This is a genomic window from Shewanella bicestrii (assembly GCF_002216875.1).
Lineage (GTDB): Bacteria > Pseudomonadota > Gammaproteobacteria > Enterobacterales > Shewanellaceae > Shewanella > Shewanella seohaensis.
Genome location: NZ_CP022358.1, coordinates 3416689 through 3431534, shown reverse-complemented (window position 1 = coordinate 3431534; position 14846 = coordinate 3416689). Strand labels below are relative to the sequence as shown.

Below are 14846 nucleotides of genomic sequence, written 5' to 3'. Positions count from 1 at the left end.
TTATTCAGCAGGTTAACTCACTTTCAACTTACAATTTTCACTTACGATTACACTACAGAATATAAATAAAGGAATCTGGCTGATATTAGTACTCAAAAAGGTACTGGGTATTTTGCTGTTAAGCAGCTCGCCTTGTTCCGTGTTATCTAAATTCTTTTTTACTCACTATTTGTAATATGCCCACTTGCTCATATTACCGATAACGCTATTAACCTCCTCATATTGTTTGACTGTTAAGAAGCTAATTCACCTAAAGTGGTCTTTCATGGTACCTATGGTGGCTCTATTGCTGACGTCCTCCTCTTGATTGTTACATTTGGGCTCAAAGAGTGTGTAAGACTAAAATTGGCAATATGATGTAGTAGGTTACTCCTTAATGATCGACTCGTGTGTTAACACCCATTTAGTGCGTTTGTCGTTAGTTGTTGGTCATCGGTCTCTATTTTTTAGTAACCTCGCATCTCATTTGATCATCAGAGGGAAAACGCATAAATATTACAGCTTGGCGTTACTTAATTTATGTGGCCGTCTTAATATGACTGCCTGTGTCACTGTTTTTGAGTGTGAGTTTCGTGTGGCGGCGTACTCCTTCTTATGGTGATATTTAACGCTTTTAAGTTGAAATTCACATCACTTCGATTCTGCTGTCACTTAGTAAAGTGTAGTAGTTATTTAAAGGTTCACACTCTTTTTACTGACCATTAGGATGGTCTATCAAACTTTTGCTAAAAATGTGACCTATTAAACCTTATCTACTTTATGCTCTCGAAGTGATGTGGTCTCGCACTAACATCGAGTAACTTAAGCTGCATCTTCCTCCTCATAATCATCCTCGACATTAACAGCATCTTCGGGATGAGCAATGGATGCGAAACGTTGTGCTTCAGGTTTATGGGTTAATCGATTGAGTTGTTTCTCTAATTTTTGACCCATGGCCGTAATGGCTGCATAAAGATTGTCGTGTTTTGCTTGAGCAAAAAGTTCTCCATTTGGGATGCCAACCGATGCTTCAATTTTGAAACCAGGTTTCTCCTCTGTGATGATGACATGGGGATTAATCAACTGCACATCGTGCCTAGAAAGTTTGTCAAAACGGCTTTCAATGCGTTCACGGATTGGGGCAGTGACTTCTAGTTGTTTGCTCGTAATCTTTAGCATATGTTGCACCTTCTATTTGTTTCCTTCGATTTCAGATTACCAATCTACACCCTTAAAAACGAGATCTAGATCACATTTCTTACCCTGTTCAGTTCTGTTCGTTGGTTATTTGATCGCTTAGACAAATCTCGAGGATTCTTGGTCGAAAAGGCTTGAATTGGTTATCGGAACAGGCCATATTTGATTGGATAACTACGCAGTCTTTCCCATCATTTACCTATCTTTACTTTAAGTTTTTCATTAGATCCCGATAAAATACCTTCACTTATTTCATTGCTCAGTCGAGTGGCAGGTATTATGGAAACCGAACATATCAAAGTTAAAGTCTGGGATTTACCCACACGCTTTTTTCACTGGGGCATGGTGGCCCTCATGGCCTTACTCTGGTGGAGCGCCGAAGTGGGCGAAATGCAATGGCACCAGATCTTTGCTTATAGTTTGTTGATCTTGATTGGCTTTCGGCTTTTATGGGGCTTGATTGGCAGTGATACCGCGAGGTTTAGTCACTTCGTGCATCATCCCAAGGTGGTGTTTGAGTATTTGAAAGACGTTCGCGCAAAGGGCGTGTCAGTGGTTTTAGGGCATAATCCGATGGGCGGTTATATGGTGATTGTGTTGATTGCCATTATTAGCTTACAGCTAATCACTGGACTCTTTGCTACCGATGATGTGTTTACCGAAGGTCCACTGTACAGCTATGTGAGTGCTGATACTGCTTCGTTTCTCACTTGGTTGCATAAAATGAATTTCAACCTCATCTTAGCCTTGAGTGCCGTGCATGTGTTGGCTGTCGTTGTACACGCGCTTAAAGGTGACAAGTTAGTGGGAGCCATGCTCAGCGGTTACAAACGGGTGTCTAAGGTTGAGCACGCCAAATCTGAGACTCAGTTGGTGTTTAAATCACACTGGTTGGCTTTAATTGTGCTGTTAATCATCGCTGGAGTGGTGTTTACCTATTTGATGTGGCCCATAGTACAAGTGCTCTAGCAAGTGCTGAACATTAAAAAAGCCTGCATGTAGCAGGCTTTTTTATTAGACATTACAACGCGTAATTAGTCTTTTTTGTACACGTCGTGACAGCCTTTACAGCTCTTGCCTGTGTTCATAAAGGCTTGCTTGATTTCAGCTTGGTCACCTTTTTGAGCCACAGTCGCTAAAATAGCGGCATTTTCTTGGAAGGTTTTCATCTTAGCGTCGAAGTCAGCCTTATCTTGCCATACTTTGGCTAGCGCTTCGGTATCGCCTTTATCTGAACCTTCAATAAAGCCTTCGAAAGGAATGTGCGAAAGAGCAGCAACATTGTTGGCGCGCATCGCGAAGGTTTCAGCTTCGAAAGGTTTCTTGCCTTTCATCATTGCGCCCATATCGCCAAAGTTATAAGCAATCAGGCCAAATGCAGATTGGCGATATTCAATCGCGTCCTTCGCATCTTCAAAATTGTGTGCTTGTGCAGTTGAAGCCAATAAGGTACCGGCAACGAGAGTCAGGAGTAATTTTTTCATCGTATTCTCACAAATTAGCGTCGAAGTGTGACATTGCGCTCCTATTGTACACAAATTAACTCAATGTACTAGAAGCATTTTTGTCAGTTTTTGTCTAGGCAGGAGGGATAAACGTAACAAGTTATTTGTTGGTTGAGTAAATCTGCTAAACTGCCGTTGTAATGCTTAAACAATACTACTGGGGCGATTATGCGAGCCAATTGGGACTTAGTTTTAGAGAAAATCTTGAGCCATGGAAACTATGAAGAACTCTCAGTGTTGTTTCATTTATTGCTGACAGAAGAAGAGCGCAGTGCGATCGCGGGACGATTAAAGGTATTTCAATTATTACTCGATGGTGAGATGAGCCAGCGGCAAATCGCGGCGGAATACGAGGTCAGCATCGCCACGATCACACGCTGTTCAAACTATTTAAAGAATATGGCACCTAGCCATAGAGAAAAAATTCAACAGCTCATCAAATAAGGTCGCTGTGGTGCCTTTATCCTTAATAGCCTAAAACATTGGGGTGACAGGCAACTTATGACGACGATAAAGCGTACGTCTTACTAGAATGTAGAAGCTGTAGCTTAAGAGTAATATGGCTAATAATGGGTAAAACTTTTCGGGTAAAAACTTAAAGATGGACAATGCACCGAGCAAGTATAGGAAGGGTAATAGGTCATAAATCATCTTAGGGATCCCGCCTGATTTCCTACGTTTGATAGGGTCGGTACGACGGTTTTGGGAGCGCATAGTGTAAATTCTTGCGCCAAGCACAAAGATGACTGCTGCAGCAATCAAAGCATAATTGGGTTCGAGCAGCATAAAGCTTGTGATGCCTGATGCCATATAACCATAAGGTAAAGCTTCATATACCGGTTTTGTTAACATATGCACTCCGTCGCATGATATCGAAATAGGTTTAAAATCCTAATATTCCAGTTAAAAATGCTAAATCTATCTAAAACTTCCGTGTTTACTTTTGGATTATAAACATTTGTTGATAAAAAAAGCACCTCCTTATGTAAGGAAGTGCTTCATTATCTTGCTCGGGTTAGTGAGCTTTAGGCGTTACGGCCTAGATTAGCCGCGGCAACCGCAACCGCCATTGCCATCACAACCTGTTTTTGGTGTGTCGCACGCTTCATGCTCGTGGTCATGGTGATGATGACCATGATCATCAGAACCGCCACAACAGCCACCAGTATCTTGGCTTGAACCACCACAGCATCCGCCGCCGTGGTCATGATCATGGCTGTGTCCATGGCTACCACATCCGCCGTGGGCATGGATATGGCCATGGGCAACTTCTTCTGCAGTTGCAGCGCGAACATCGATAATTTCAATGTTGAAGCTCAGTGCTTGTCCCGCTAAAGGATGGTTGCCATCAACGATGACTACATCATCTTTGACTTCGACAACTTGCACTGGGCGTTGACCCATTTCTGTCTCGGCAATAAAGCGCATACCAGGAACGATATCTTCGATATCACCGAATGCTTCTAATGGCACAGCTTGACGCAGACCATCGTGGTAAGGACCGTAGGCTTCTTCGGCACTAATAGTCACATCCAGTGTTTCGCCCTTGGTTTTACCTTCTAATGCAGCTTCTAATCCTGGGATCAGGTTTTCTGCACCGTGCAGATAGAGCATAGGTTCGGCATCAAAAGAGTCTTCTAAAAGTCTGCCGTCTTGATCTGATAAACGGTAATGAATGGTTACCGCGCTGTGTTGGGTGATCTTCATATCGCCTCCGGTTCGGAATGTGCGCGCATAATAACGTGCTTTTGGGGCGCTGGCGATAATTTGAAGTTGCTTATGTTAGATATCGCACAGCTTTTTGTTGATGCGATGAACAGCCATTTGGAGAGGAATTTACGCCAAATTGTTGATGGATATCGCTTGCGGTTTGTTGGCCTCGAAAGTGGGTTTACATAGCTTAATCTAAAGGCATTACGACATGCTTGATATAATTGATTGAATTTAAATGTTTAAAAATAGATGTATTTGCGCGGTATTACGTTTACGTCAACAGTTTTCTATTGATGAAATCGCATTTTTACCCTAGGAAAACTTGATATTAATGAATGTTAAGAAGCGAATTTGAGGCTGTGAAAGATTTGTTCATAAATAATCCAGTTTGGGGGTTGACAAGGTTAGGTGAAAAAGGCAATTCTGTTTAACATCACATTGACATAGATAAGTCTAAACGTATGCATAGCCTTGGTTTCGTAGTAATTACCATTATTACAACCACCACTACAACCAGAGTGGGGGCGGGCTGATACACCCTAAAGAATTTTAACGACGAGCCCGCTTCCCACAAAGAAGCGGGCTTTTTTGTTTTTAGCTTATGTTTCTTAGTCGGGCGCGGTACAGGAGATCAAGATGAAAGTGATGAAATTTGGTGGTACCTCGCTTGCAAATTGGCAGCGATTTTCAATGGCGGCGGATATCGTGGCCAAGGCAGCGAAAGCTGAGCCAGTCGCGACAGTGCTCTCTGCGCCTGCAACAGTGACAAACGCTCTGCTTGAAATGGTCGATGTGGCGGTGAAAGGGGAAGATTATTCACCAGTCATTCAACACGTTGAGCGGGTGTTTACCTCGCTCTATCAGGATGCGGTTAGTTCTGGACTCTCTAGTAGCCAGAGCGAAGTGCTGTTCGCCGGACTAAGCGCGCAGCTAGCACGTTGGCAGGACAGATTACGCGGTATTACGCTGTTGCAGGAATGCCCTGACGGGGTGCGCGCCGAGATCGTGGTTGCGGGTGAGCGTTTGTCTGCTGCGTTGATGGAGCAAGTCATGCTGGCAAAAGGCATTACTTCGGCGCAGCTAGACCCACGTGAACTGTTTTTAGGCCGTGGTCGTCCGCTAGAATCCGTGGTCGATATTGCCGTCAGCAAACCGCGATTTAAAAATCTTGCCCTCGATGAGAAGCGGGTTTGGGTGATGCCCGGCTTTACCGCCGCCGATGAAGACGGCAAGGTCGTGACCTTAGGCCGTAACGGCTCTGACTATTCCGCTGCCGTGCTGGCCGCTTGTTTAGATGCCTCAAGTTGCGAGATTTGGACCGACGTTGACGGCGTATATAATACCGATCCTCGCGTCGTCGTCGATGCTAAGTTGCTATCGCAGCTAAGTTATCAGGAGGCGATGGAGCTATCTTACTTTGGGGCTAAGGTGCTGCATCCTAAAACTATTGCACCTATCGCCCAGTTCCACATCCCCTGTTATATCAAAAACAGCTTTAATCCTGATGCGCCCGGCACTCTGGTATCGAATCAGACCGATCAGAGCGGTTTGCAGGTTAAAGCCATTTCAAACCTCGATAATCAAACCATGTTTGATGTATCAGGCCCTGGCATGAAAGGCATGGTCGGCATGGCGAGCCGCACACTGGCTGCAATTTCCCGTAGTGGCGTTTCTGTGTCACTCATCACCCAGAGTTCTTGCGAATACAGCATCAGTTTTTGTGTGGCGACCAGTGAGTCCGCCAAGGTGAAATCGGCGCTAGAGCAGGAATTTGAGTTAGAAATCAAAAGTGACTTACTCGAGCCAATCGAAATGCGCCATGACTTGGCAATCGTCTCCTTGATCGGTGATGGAATGCGTACCCATAAAGGTGTGGCGGCGCGGTTTTTCCAAGCATTAGCACAGGCGAGTGTGAATATTATCGCGATTGCCCAAGGCTCTTCTGAACGTTCTATTTCAACTGTGATTGAGCAGCGAAAGACCAAACATGCGGTTGCAGCCTGTCATCAGGGCTTTTTCGATGTGCAGCAGTATTTAGATGTGTTTTTAGTGGGGTGCGGTAACGTTGGCGCAGGCTTACTGGAGCAGATCAAACAACAGGCGAGCGTGCTAAAAGAGCAGCACATTAGCATCCGTGTCTGCGGTATTGTCAATTCAAGCAAAATGTTACTCGATAGTGCAGGTATCGATTTGAACAATTGGCAAAACCTGCTTGCCTATAGCCAGCAGGCAAGCGATTTACCTGCGCTATTGGCGTGGGTGAAAGAGCAACAGTTATTAAACCCTGTGCTGGTGGATTGTACTTCAAGCGATCAAGTATCGAACCAGTATTTAGAGGTGATGAACGCGGGCATGCACGTGGTGACGCCCAATAAAAAGGCTAACACTCGCGATTACGCCTATTACCAAGCTTTGCGTCAAACAGCATTAAAGCAACGTCGGCAGTTCCTATACGAAACCAACGTGGGCGCAGGATTACCCGTTATCGATAACTTGAAAAAACTGTTATTCGCCGGTGATAAATTGCACAAGTTTAATGGCATTTTATCAGGCTCCTTATCCTTTATCTTCGGTAAACTCGATGAGGGTATGTCACTTTCTGAGGCGACTAAACTGGCACGGGAAAAATGCTTTACTGAACCTGATCCTCGCGATGATTTAAGTGGCATGGATGTGGCGCGTAAGGTACTGATTTTGGCCCGTGAAGTGGGTTTGAAACTTGAACTAAATGATATTGTTGTCGACTCAGTCTTACCCGTAGGTTTTGATGATTCAGGCGATGTGGAAAGTTTTATGGCGCGTTTACCCGAGGCAGATGCGGCGATTGCGGCGCGAGTGGCTGAGGCGAAAGCGCAGGGTAAAGTGCTGCGTTATGTGGGGCAGATTGAAGAAGGCGCGTGCTATGTGCGTATCACCGAAGTCGATGCTACCGATCCACTTTATAGCGTAAAAGGCGGTGAAAATGCCTTGGCATTCTACAGCCGTTATTATCAGCCGATTCCCTTTGTGCTACGTGGTTATGGTGCGGGCACAGAAGTGACTGCGGCAGGTGCCTTTGCCGATGTATTAAGAACCTTAAATTGGACTCGTGAGGTGAGTGTATGAGTTTGACCGTTTACGCTCCCGCCTCTATGGGTAATGTGGGTGTGGGCTTTGATTTATTGGGCGCAGCACTTGCGCCTATCGATGGCAGTTTACTCGGCGATAGAGTCACAATTGCGGCTGCGGATGCGGGGGTGAGTCTCACTCAAGTGGGAGCTTGGGCGCATAAGTTACCCAGCAATCCCGAAGAGAATATCGTCCATCAATGCGCGGTGTTTTTCTTAAAAGCCCTTGGGAAAGAAAACCAAGGCGTGGCATTAACCCTAGAAAAAAACTTGCCCGTCGGCAGTGGCTTAGGCTCGAGCGCCAGTTCAGTGGTTGCAGCGCTTTACGCGCTTAACGAGCATTTTGAGCGTCCATACGATAAGCAAGCACTACTCGAACTCATGGGCGAATTTGAGGGCAAGATCAGCGGTAGCGTGCATTACGACAATGTCGCGCCCTGTTATTTGGGCGGTATGCAGCTAATGCTCAATGTGCCCGGCGCTATCTGCGAGCCGATCCCCAGTTTTAAACAATGGTATTGGGTGGTGGCGTATCCTGGGATTTCACTCTCTACGGCCATGATGCGTAAACTCATGCCAGAACAATACGATAAGTCAGTGGCCATCGATTTTGGGCGTTATTTGAGTGCCTTTGTGCACGCCTCTTATCAGCAAAACGCCAAGCTTGCGATTCAAGTATTAAAGGATGTATTGGCTGAACCTTACCGCGCAGCGGCGATTCCGGGTTATGACAATGCCAGAGCAGCGCTCGCCGAATTAGGCATGTTAACTACTGGCATCTCGGGCAGCGGGCCAACGCTGTTTTCTGTGACTGACGATCTCGCGATCGCTAACGCCGCTAAGGCGTGGTTAGAGGCTCATTATCTGACCGAAGCGGGGGGCTTTGCCCATGTTTGTCGCCTCGATGAGCAAGGCACGCGCCGAGTCGATTAATTTTCTTACTTTTAAAAGCATTAAGCCCAAGCCTTAAAGGTTTGGCACTGATAAGGTCGAGTGAGCATGGAACTATATAATTTAAAACACCCTTCGCAGAAAGTGAGCTTTAAAGAAGCGGTGCAATTAGGACTTGGTAAAGACAGAGGGTTGTTTTTTCCTACACAAATTCCAGTATTGCACGATATTGAGGCGCTGCTGGCGATGCCTTTTGTCGAGCGTAGTAAAAAAGTGCTCGGTGCTTGGCTCGCCTCTGAATTGGGTCAAGATAGGGTCGATCAACTGGTTGAGCGTGCCTTTAATTTCGATTTGCCCTTAGTGGCAGTCGATGACCAGCGCTCGTGCCTCGAACTTTTCCATGGGCCGACCTTAGCATTTAAGGATTTTGGCGCGCGCTTTATGGCGCAATGCATCAATGCCTTTGCTCAAGACTCGCGCTTAACCATTCTAACCGCGACCTCGGGTGACACTGGGGCGGCAGTGGCCGATGCCTTTTATGGTCTAGATAAAGTCAATGTTGTGGTGCTTTATCCTAAGGGCAAAATCAGTGAGCTACAGGAAAAAATGTTCACTACTTTAGGCAAGAACATCCACACAGTCGCGGTTGAGTCAGATTTCGATGCCTGCCAGCACTTAGTCAAACAGGCATTTGAAGATAGCGATGTGCGTGATGGTTTGCATTTAAACTCAGCTAACTCTATCAACATCAGTCGCTTACTGGCACAGATTTGTTATTACTTCGAAGCGGTCGCCCAATCGAAACAGCGCCATGAGGCCGATCCTGTTATTGCCGTGCCCAGTGGTAATTTTGGTAATCTCACCGCGGGTTTGTTTGCTAAAGCCATGGGGTTACCCGTTAAACGTTTTATTGCTGCTACTAATGCGAATGACACAGTGCCACGCTATTTAGAGAGTGGCGATTGGCAGCCTAATCCCACTCAAGCCACTATGTCCAATGCGATGGATGTGAGTGAGCCAAGCAACTGGCCGCGCGTTGAAGCTATTTGCGAGAAACTCGGTTGGCCATTGGCAGACTTAGTGGGGATTCGCCTGTCAGAGGTGCAAACCTCGGAGGCGTTAGCAGATCTTTATGCTAAAGGTTATGTATCTGAGCCCCATGCAGCGATTGCGGCTAAAGCGTTAACCCTTAACTTAGTGCCTGATGAAGTAGGGATATTTTTAGGTACGGCCCATCCCGCTAAGTTTAAGGATGTGGTCGACAGGGAGCTTGCCCTTAACTTACCCCTTCCGCCTGAATTAAAAGTGGTAGAGCACAAAACAATATTATCGGCTGAATTACCAGCTGATTTTGCCCAGCTAAAAAACCATTTATTTGCGGTATTAAACTAGGGTGTGTTGACGTTTTGTGATTAAATTTTGTTCGTTCTGGCAAGCTCAAGCTCAAGCTCAAGCTCAAGCTCAAGCTCAAGCTCAAGCTCAAGCTCAAGCTCATGCTCGCGAAGCGAGGAATGAAGTGTAGTTATTCTACTCAAATGACAAATGACAAATGACAAGTGACAAGTGACAAGTGACAAGTGACAAGTGACAAAGAGCAAGTGCTTGCCAGACGAACCCTTTGGGCAGCACTTGGCTGAAGTTTCTGCTGCGTTATCGTCCGTTTATGTAGAATGCTACACAGCACGGACTTTGCCTTGCATAAACATCAGCCAAATTGCTGCAAAAATAACCCTGAAACGTCAACACGCCCTAATCTTGTAAACGACGATAAACAGTAACTTGATGAAATACAAAGGGAGTCGTTTGGCTCCTTTTGTATAGATGTTTTTATTATTGTTCACGCTAGTTCGACCAATGGACTGTACAGAGCAACTTGATGGCATCAAGTTGGGATGCCGACTAAGCTTAGATCGAGTCATAAATAAGCCGTAGTAACTTACAGAGCATTAAGCCGTAAAAACTGAGTATTAAGCCGTAAAATCATCGAAGAATAACTCGCGACGAGGCAACGATAATGCCAAAGTGCATTTTTCAGTTTAGCCATATCTTGCTGTTATGTATTTTTATTTTCCTCGCTTGGAGTGTTCCATCCGAGGCGAATTCTCCTGCTTGTTCGAATCCCATTAAAGTCGGTTATAACGATTGGCCTCCCTATGCCTGGCAAGATATGCAGGGGGAGGCTCAAGGACTGGATGTTGAATTACTGCGTGCGTTTGCTGAGTTTTTGGGATGTGAGATTAACTTTATCAATGTCCCTGCGAAGCGTTCACATCAAATGCTGAAAAGTGGCTCACTAGATATAATGATGGGGGCTACAAAAACCGTCGAGCGCGAAGAATATTCATTTTTTTCAGATCCCTACCGTGATGAAGAAGTGCGCTTATTCGTATTAGATGAAAACAAAGACAATGTTAAGTTAGAACAATGGCAGGATATTTTTACTCAAAAGTTGCGGCTCTTAGTGCCAATCAGTGGTTGGTATGGTGCGGATTATGAGAACACTCGAGAACGTTTAGCACTGGAAAACTTATTGATACTGAGTCCTGATGTCGACAAATCAGTGCAAATGCTCACTTATGACAGAGCGGATCTGATGATTGGGGATGCTATAGCGATGCCCTATATTGCAAGTCAACACCAAGGGGTCAGGTTATCAGCACTTAAACCGATATTGGACCATAATCCAATACACTTAATGCTAAGTAAGCAGAGTATGTCTCCCCTACTGTTAGCGCAATTTAATCGTGCAATTAAGGCGTTAACAATCAATGGTGAAATTGCGCGAATTGTCTATAAATGGCAGCAAATTTCGCTGGCACAGCAATCGAAAATCAGCAATCAATATGGCCCATTTTATCGCTTGTATGCTGGGTTATTAACGTTTGATATAGCAAGATAAGCGCTATTCTAATGAGTATGCAAAATGGTAAGTCTATGACACATTTGCTAAAACATCTCTTATTTTAAGTTACTGCTCTCTCTATCAATTTCTGCTAGCTTGTTGGGTTACTGGGTTAGACTTTGGGTTATTATTGGTGAATTTTGCCCACTAGAAAGTCCATTGCTAACAATAACAATAGGATAGAGATTACACATGAAACTTCGTCACTCCGTTGCCTGCTGCATGCTCGCCCTTGGCACTTTGTCTGCAGCGCAGGTATTTGCAGCACAATCGACTAGCAATCAAGGTTATTACCGCGCGCCAGCGTTGCATGACCAGACCTTAGTGTTTACCGCTGAAGGGGACCTGTGGACGCAAACCCTAGGCCAAAAGGCGGCGACGCGCTTGACTACCTTGCCAGCTGAAGAACTGGGCGCGGCAATGTCTGCCGATGGTAAATGGGTGGCTTATGTGGCCAATTATGAGGGCGCGAGTGAGGTTTATGTGATACCTGTGGCTGGTGGTGTGGCCAAACGCGTGAGTTTCGAAAACAGCCGAGTACGCGTGCAAGGGTGGACCAGTAAAGGAGAGGTGCTTTATTCCACCGACACTGGCTTTGGCCCAGCGAATAATTGGATGCTGCGTCTTGTCAATCCCGAGAGCTTAACCACAACCAATCTGCCCTTAGCCGATGCGGTGGAAGGGGTGATCGATGCCAATAATCAGTATGTTTATTTTACCCGTTTCGGCCTGCAGGTGACGGGCGATAATGCAAAGGTATATCGCGGCGGCGCTAAGGGCGAATTATGGCGCTTTAAACTGGGTGCTAAAGACGAGGCACAATTACTTAGTAAGCAGCACCAAGGCTCGGTCCGCCAACCTATGCTATGGCAAGACAGACTCTATTTTATTAGCGATAGCGATGGTAACGACAATCTCTGGTCAATGGCGCTTGATGGCAGTGATGCTAAACAGTTGACTCAGTATAGAGATTGGCAAATGCGCGCTGCCCGTATGGATCAAGGCAAAGTGGTGTTCCAGTTGGGCGCAGATATTCATGTTTTTGATATCGCCTCCGCCAAAGACTCATTATTAGATATTGAATTAACCTCAGATTTTGCCCAACGTCGCGAACATTGGGTAAAAGATCCGATGGATTATGCGACCTCCGCTAATCTTGCCCTTGCTGGCGATAAAGTGGTGATTACCGCCCGCAGTCATGTGGCGATTGCTGGGACTGATGGCTCGCGGTTAGTGCAAGTCGCGCTTCCTGGCACTTATCGAGTACGCAATGCCATTCTGAGTCAGGACGGTAAATCGGTTTACGCCATCAGCGATATGAGCGGCCAACAGGAAATTTGGCAATTTCCTGCCGATGGCAGCAGTGGTGCTAAACAGCTTACTAAAGATGGTCATACTTTTAGAATGTCGCTGAGTCAGTCAAGCGATGGTCGTTATCTTGCCCATGACGATAACGACGGTAATGTGTGGCTATTGGATTTAAAGAAAAATACAAACCAAAAAATCATCAGCAACGGTGAGGGACTTGGTCCCTACGCTGATATTCGCTGGTCTAGTGACAGTCGTTTTATCGCGCTAACCAAAGCTGAAATCGGCAAGCAAAGGCCACAAATCGTACTCTATTCGGTGGATGAGAATAAGGCCCAAGCACTCACCAGTGACAAGTATGAATCCTATTCACCGACTTTTAGTAGTGATGGCCAGTGGTTATATTTCCTCTCCAATCGCCAGTTTACCGCAACGCCAAGTTCACCTTGGGGTGACCGCAATATGGGGCCAGTGTTTGATAAGCGCAGCCAGATTTTTGCGATCGCCTTAGTGAAGAATGCCAAGTTCCCCTTCAGTAAACCAACGGAATTAGTGGCAAAGGCGGCAGAAAAAGCTGACTCAAAAGATAAACCGACGCCTGTAAAAATTGATTGGGCGGGAATTAGTGAGCGTTTATGGCAAGTACCTGTTGATTCGGGTAATTACAGCCAGCTATCCGCCATTGATGGTCGTTTGTATGTACTCGACCAAGCGATTGGTGACGAAAGCCAACCTAATCTCATGACAGTTAAGTTCACTGAACAGCGCCCTAAAGTCGAAGTGTTTGCTGAAGATGTGGCTAACTACAGTGTCTCTGCTGATGGTCAAAAGTTGTTGCTGCGTAAACAAAGTGATGAAAAGTCGCTGATGATTGTTGATGTGGGCGATAAACTCGGCGATACCGACAATGCCAAGGTACAGACTGACCAATGGCAATTAGCGATTTCGCCAAGCTTAGAATGGCAACAAATGTTTGAAGATGCGTGGTTAATGCATAGAGATTCCTTCTTCGATAAAAAAATGCGCGGTCTCGATTGGCAGGCAACCAAGGCTAAGTACCAACCATTACTCGCACGTTTAACGGATCGTAATGAGCTAAACGATATCTTTATGCAGATGATGGGCGAGTTAGATTCGTTGCACTCGCAGGTGCGTGGTGGTGATTTGCCGAAGGACCCTGATGCAGCTAAGGGCGCGAGTTTAGGCGCTCGATTACAGCAAACTAGCGACGGGGTGAAAATTGCCCACATTTATCGAAATGATCCCGAACTGCCGAGCCAAGCATCACCTTTGAGCCGTATTGAAGTCGATGCGAAAGAAGGCGATGTGCTACTCGCCATCAATGGCACGCCGGTGGGCAATGTGGCTGATGTGACCCGCTTATTGCGTAATCAACAGGATAAGCAAGTGTTACTGGAGCTTAAACGTGGTAGCCAAAGCCATAAAACCGTGGTGATGCCTGTGAGCACTCTGGTCGATGGCCAATTACGTTATTTAGATTGGGTTAATCATAATGCTGAGGTCGTGACCAAGGCGAGCCAGGGCAAGATGGGTTATCTGCACTTATATGCCATGGGCGGCGGCGATATTGAGAGCTTCGCCCGTGAGTTTTACACCAATTATGATAAAGACGGTCTGATTATCGACGTTCGCCGTAACCGCGGTGGCAATATTGATAGTTGGATTATCGAAAAACTGTTACGCCGCGCCTGGGCATTTTGGCAGCCAACCCATGGCACGCCTAATACCAATATGCAGCAAACTTTCCGTGGGCATTTAGTGGTGTTAACCGACGAGCTGACTTACTCAGATGGTGAAACCTTCTCGGCGGGGATCAAGGCGCTGGGGATTGCTCCGCTGATAGGTAAACAAACCGCAGGTGCTGGCGTATGGTTATCGGGTCGTAACTCACTCACAGATAAAGGGATGGCGCGGGTCGCCGAATATCCGCAGTATGCGATGGATGGTCGCTGGGTACTCGAAGGTCATGGTGTAACACCGGATATCGAGGTGGATAACTTACCCTTTGCGACCTTTAACGGCCATGATGCGCAGCTCGAAACGGCCATCAGCTATCTTAAGGATGAGTTGATTAAGCAGCCTATCCCCGCATTGAAGGCGCAGCCCATGCCAGCGAAAGGAATGGCAGAAGACATAAAAGCTAAGTAATTAGCTTAAAAAATAGAAATTTAACTAAGGTTTAAGTTAGCCGAGTTAAGCTGGCTTGGTTCAATGTTAGGGTGT

General features: G+C 46.0%; 11 protein-coding genes. 7 read left to right on the top strand and 4 right to left on the bottom strand.

Annotated features, from left to right (window positions below; genetic code table 11):
* Positions 1–801: 801 nt before the first annotated feature.
* Positions 802–1158 carry a ribosome hibernation-promoting factor, HPF/YfiA family gene (gene hpf / locus CF168_RS14995; protein ID WP_011621920.1) on the bottom strand — a complete coding sequence of 119 codons (357 nt, stop codon included), beginning with the start codon at positions 1156–1158 and terminating at the stop codon, positions 802–804.
* 297 nt (positions 1159–1455) lie between these two features.
* Here hpf and CF168_RS14990 point away from each other — a divergent pair, with 297 nt between their 5' ends.
* On the top strand, positions 1456–2145 hold the full coding sequence (locus CF168_RS14990; RefSeq protein ID WP_011716232.1) for a cytochrome b/b6 domain-containing protein: 690 nt from the start codon (positions 1456–1458) through the stop codon (positions 2143–2145).
* Positions 2146–2210: 65 nt separating this feature from the next.
* Here the strand turns inward: CF168_RS14990 and CF168_RS14985 are convergent, their stop codons facing one another.
* Positions 2211–2660, bottom strand: coding sequence for a c-type cytochrome (locus tag CF168_RS14985; RefSeq protein ID WP_011625579.1), 450 nt, complete (start codon positions 2658–2660; stop codon positions 2211–2213).
* A gap of 189 nt (positions 2661–2849) precedes the next feature.
* On the opposite strand from CF168_RS14985, the gene trpR reads away from it, so the two are divergent.
* Positions 2850–3125 (top strand): trp operon repressor, encoded by a 276-nt coding sequence (trpR, locus tag CF168_RS14980; RefSeq protein WP_011621923.1) that lies wholly within the window; start codon positions 2850–2852, stop codon positions 3123–3125.
* 30 nt (positions 3126–3155) lie between these two features.
* Here trpR and CF168_RS14975 read toward each other — a convergent pair whose 3' ends face one another.
* On the bottom strand, positions 3156–3533 hold the full coding sequence (locus CF168_RS14975) for a hypothetical protein (RefSeq protein ID WP_089068222.1): 378 nt from the start codon (positions 3531–3533) through the stop codon (positions 3156–3158).
* A gap of 192 nt (positions 3534–3725) precedes the next feature.
* Complete coding sequence (gene slyD / locus CF168_RS14970) at positions 3726–4388, bottom strand: peptidylprolyl isomerase (protein ID WP_089068221.1); 663 nt, start codon at positions 4386–4388, stop codon at positions 3726–3728.
* 642 nt (positions 4389–5030) lie between these two features.
* Between slyD and thrA the strand changes: the two genes are divergently transcribed.
* The 5 genes from thrA to CF168_RS14940 all read left to right on the top strand — a co-directional run bounded on the left by thrA (position 5031) and on the right by CF168_RS14940 (position 14771).
* Positions 5031–7499, top strand: coding sequence for a bifunctional aspartate kinase/homoserine dehydrogenase I (thrA, locus tag CF168_RS14960; RefSeq protein ID WP_089068220.1), 2469 nt, complete (start codon positions 5031–5033; stop codon positions 7497–7499).
* A complete protein-coding gene (thrB, locus tag CF168_RS14955) occupies positions 7496–8434 on the top strand; it encodes a homoserine kinase (protein WP_089068219.1) in 939 nt (312 codons plus the stop codon). The genes thrA and thrB overlap by 4 nt, the downstream gene beginning before the upstream one ends.
* Positions 8435–8500: 66 nt before the next feature.
* Positions 8501–9784, top strand: a complete 1284-nt coding sequence (gene thrC / locus CF168_RS14950; RefSeq protein ID WP_089068218.1) for a threonine synthase — start codon at positions 8501–8503, stop codon at positions 9782–9784.
* Positions 9785–10406: 622 nt separating this feature from the next.
* Entirely contained in the window at positions 10407–11291 is an 885-nt protein-coding gene (locus tag CF168_RS14945; RefSeq protein ID WP_089068217.1) for a substrate-binding periplasmic protein, read from the top strand.
* A gap of 195 nt (positions 11292–11486) precedes the next feature.
* A complete protein-coding gene (locus tag CF168_RS14940) occupies positions 11487–14771 on the top strand; it encodes a S41 family peptidase (protein ID WP_089068216.1) in 3285 nt (1094 codons plus the stop codon).
* The last annotated feature ends 75 nt before the right edge of the window (positions 14772–14846 follow it).

Excerpts from the sequence above, each read along its gene's own strand:
- hpf (WP_011621920.1), bottom strand. The coding sequence starts at position 1,158 with ATGCTAAAGATTACGAGCAAACAACTAGAAGTCACTGCCCCAATCCGT.
- CF168_RS14990 (WP_011716232.1), top strand. The coding sequence starts at position 1,456 with ATGGAAACCGAACATATCAAAGTTAAAGTCTGGGATTTACCCACACGC.
- CF168_RS14985 (WP_011625579.1), bottom strand. The coding sequence starts at position 2,660 with ATGAAAAAATTACTCCTGACTCTCGTTGCCGGTACCTTATTGGCTTCA.
- trpR (WP_011621923.1), top strand. The coding sequence starts at position 2,850 with ATGCGAGCCAATTGGGACTTAGTTTTAGAGAAAATCTTGAGCCATGGA.
- CF168_RS14975 (WP_089068222.1), bottom strand. The coding sequence starts at position 3,533 with ATGTTAACAAAACCGGTATATGAAGCTTTACCTTATGGTTATATGGCA.
- slyD (WP_089068221.1), bottom strand. The coding sequence starts at position 4,388 with ATGAAGATCACCCAACACAGCGCGGTAACCATTCATTACCGTTTATCA.
- thrA (WP_089068220.1), top strand. The coding sequence starts at position 5,031 with ATGAAAGTGATGAAATTTGGTGGTACCTCGCTTGCAAATTGGCAGCGA.
- thrB (WP_089068219.1), top strand. The coding sequence starts at position 7,496 with ATGAGTTTGACCGTTTACGCTCCCGCCTCTATGGGTAATGTGGGTGTG.
- thrC (WP_089068218.1), top strand. The coding sequence starts at position 8,501 with ATGGAACTATATAATTTAAAACACCCTTCGCAGAAAGTGAGCTTTAAA.
- CF168_RS14945 (WP_089068217.1), top strand. The coding sequence starts at position 10,407 with ATGCCAAAGTGCATTTTTCAGTTTAGCCATATCTTGCTGTTATGTATT.
- CF168_RS14940 (WP_089068216.1), top strand. The coding sequence starts at position 11,487 with ATGAAACTTCGTCACTCCGTTGCCTGCTGCATGCTCGCCCTTGGCACT.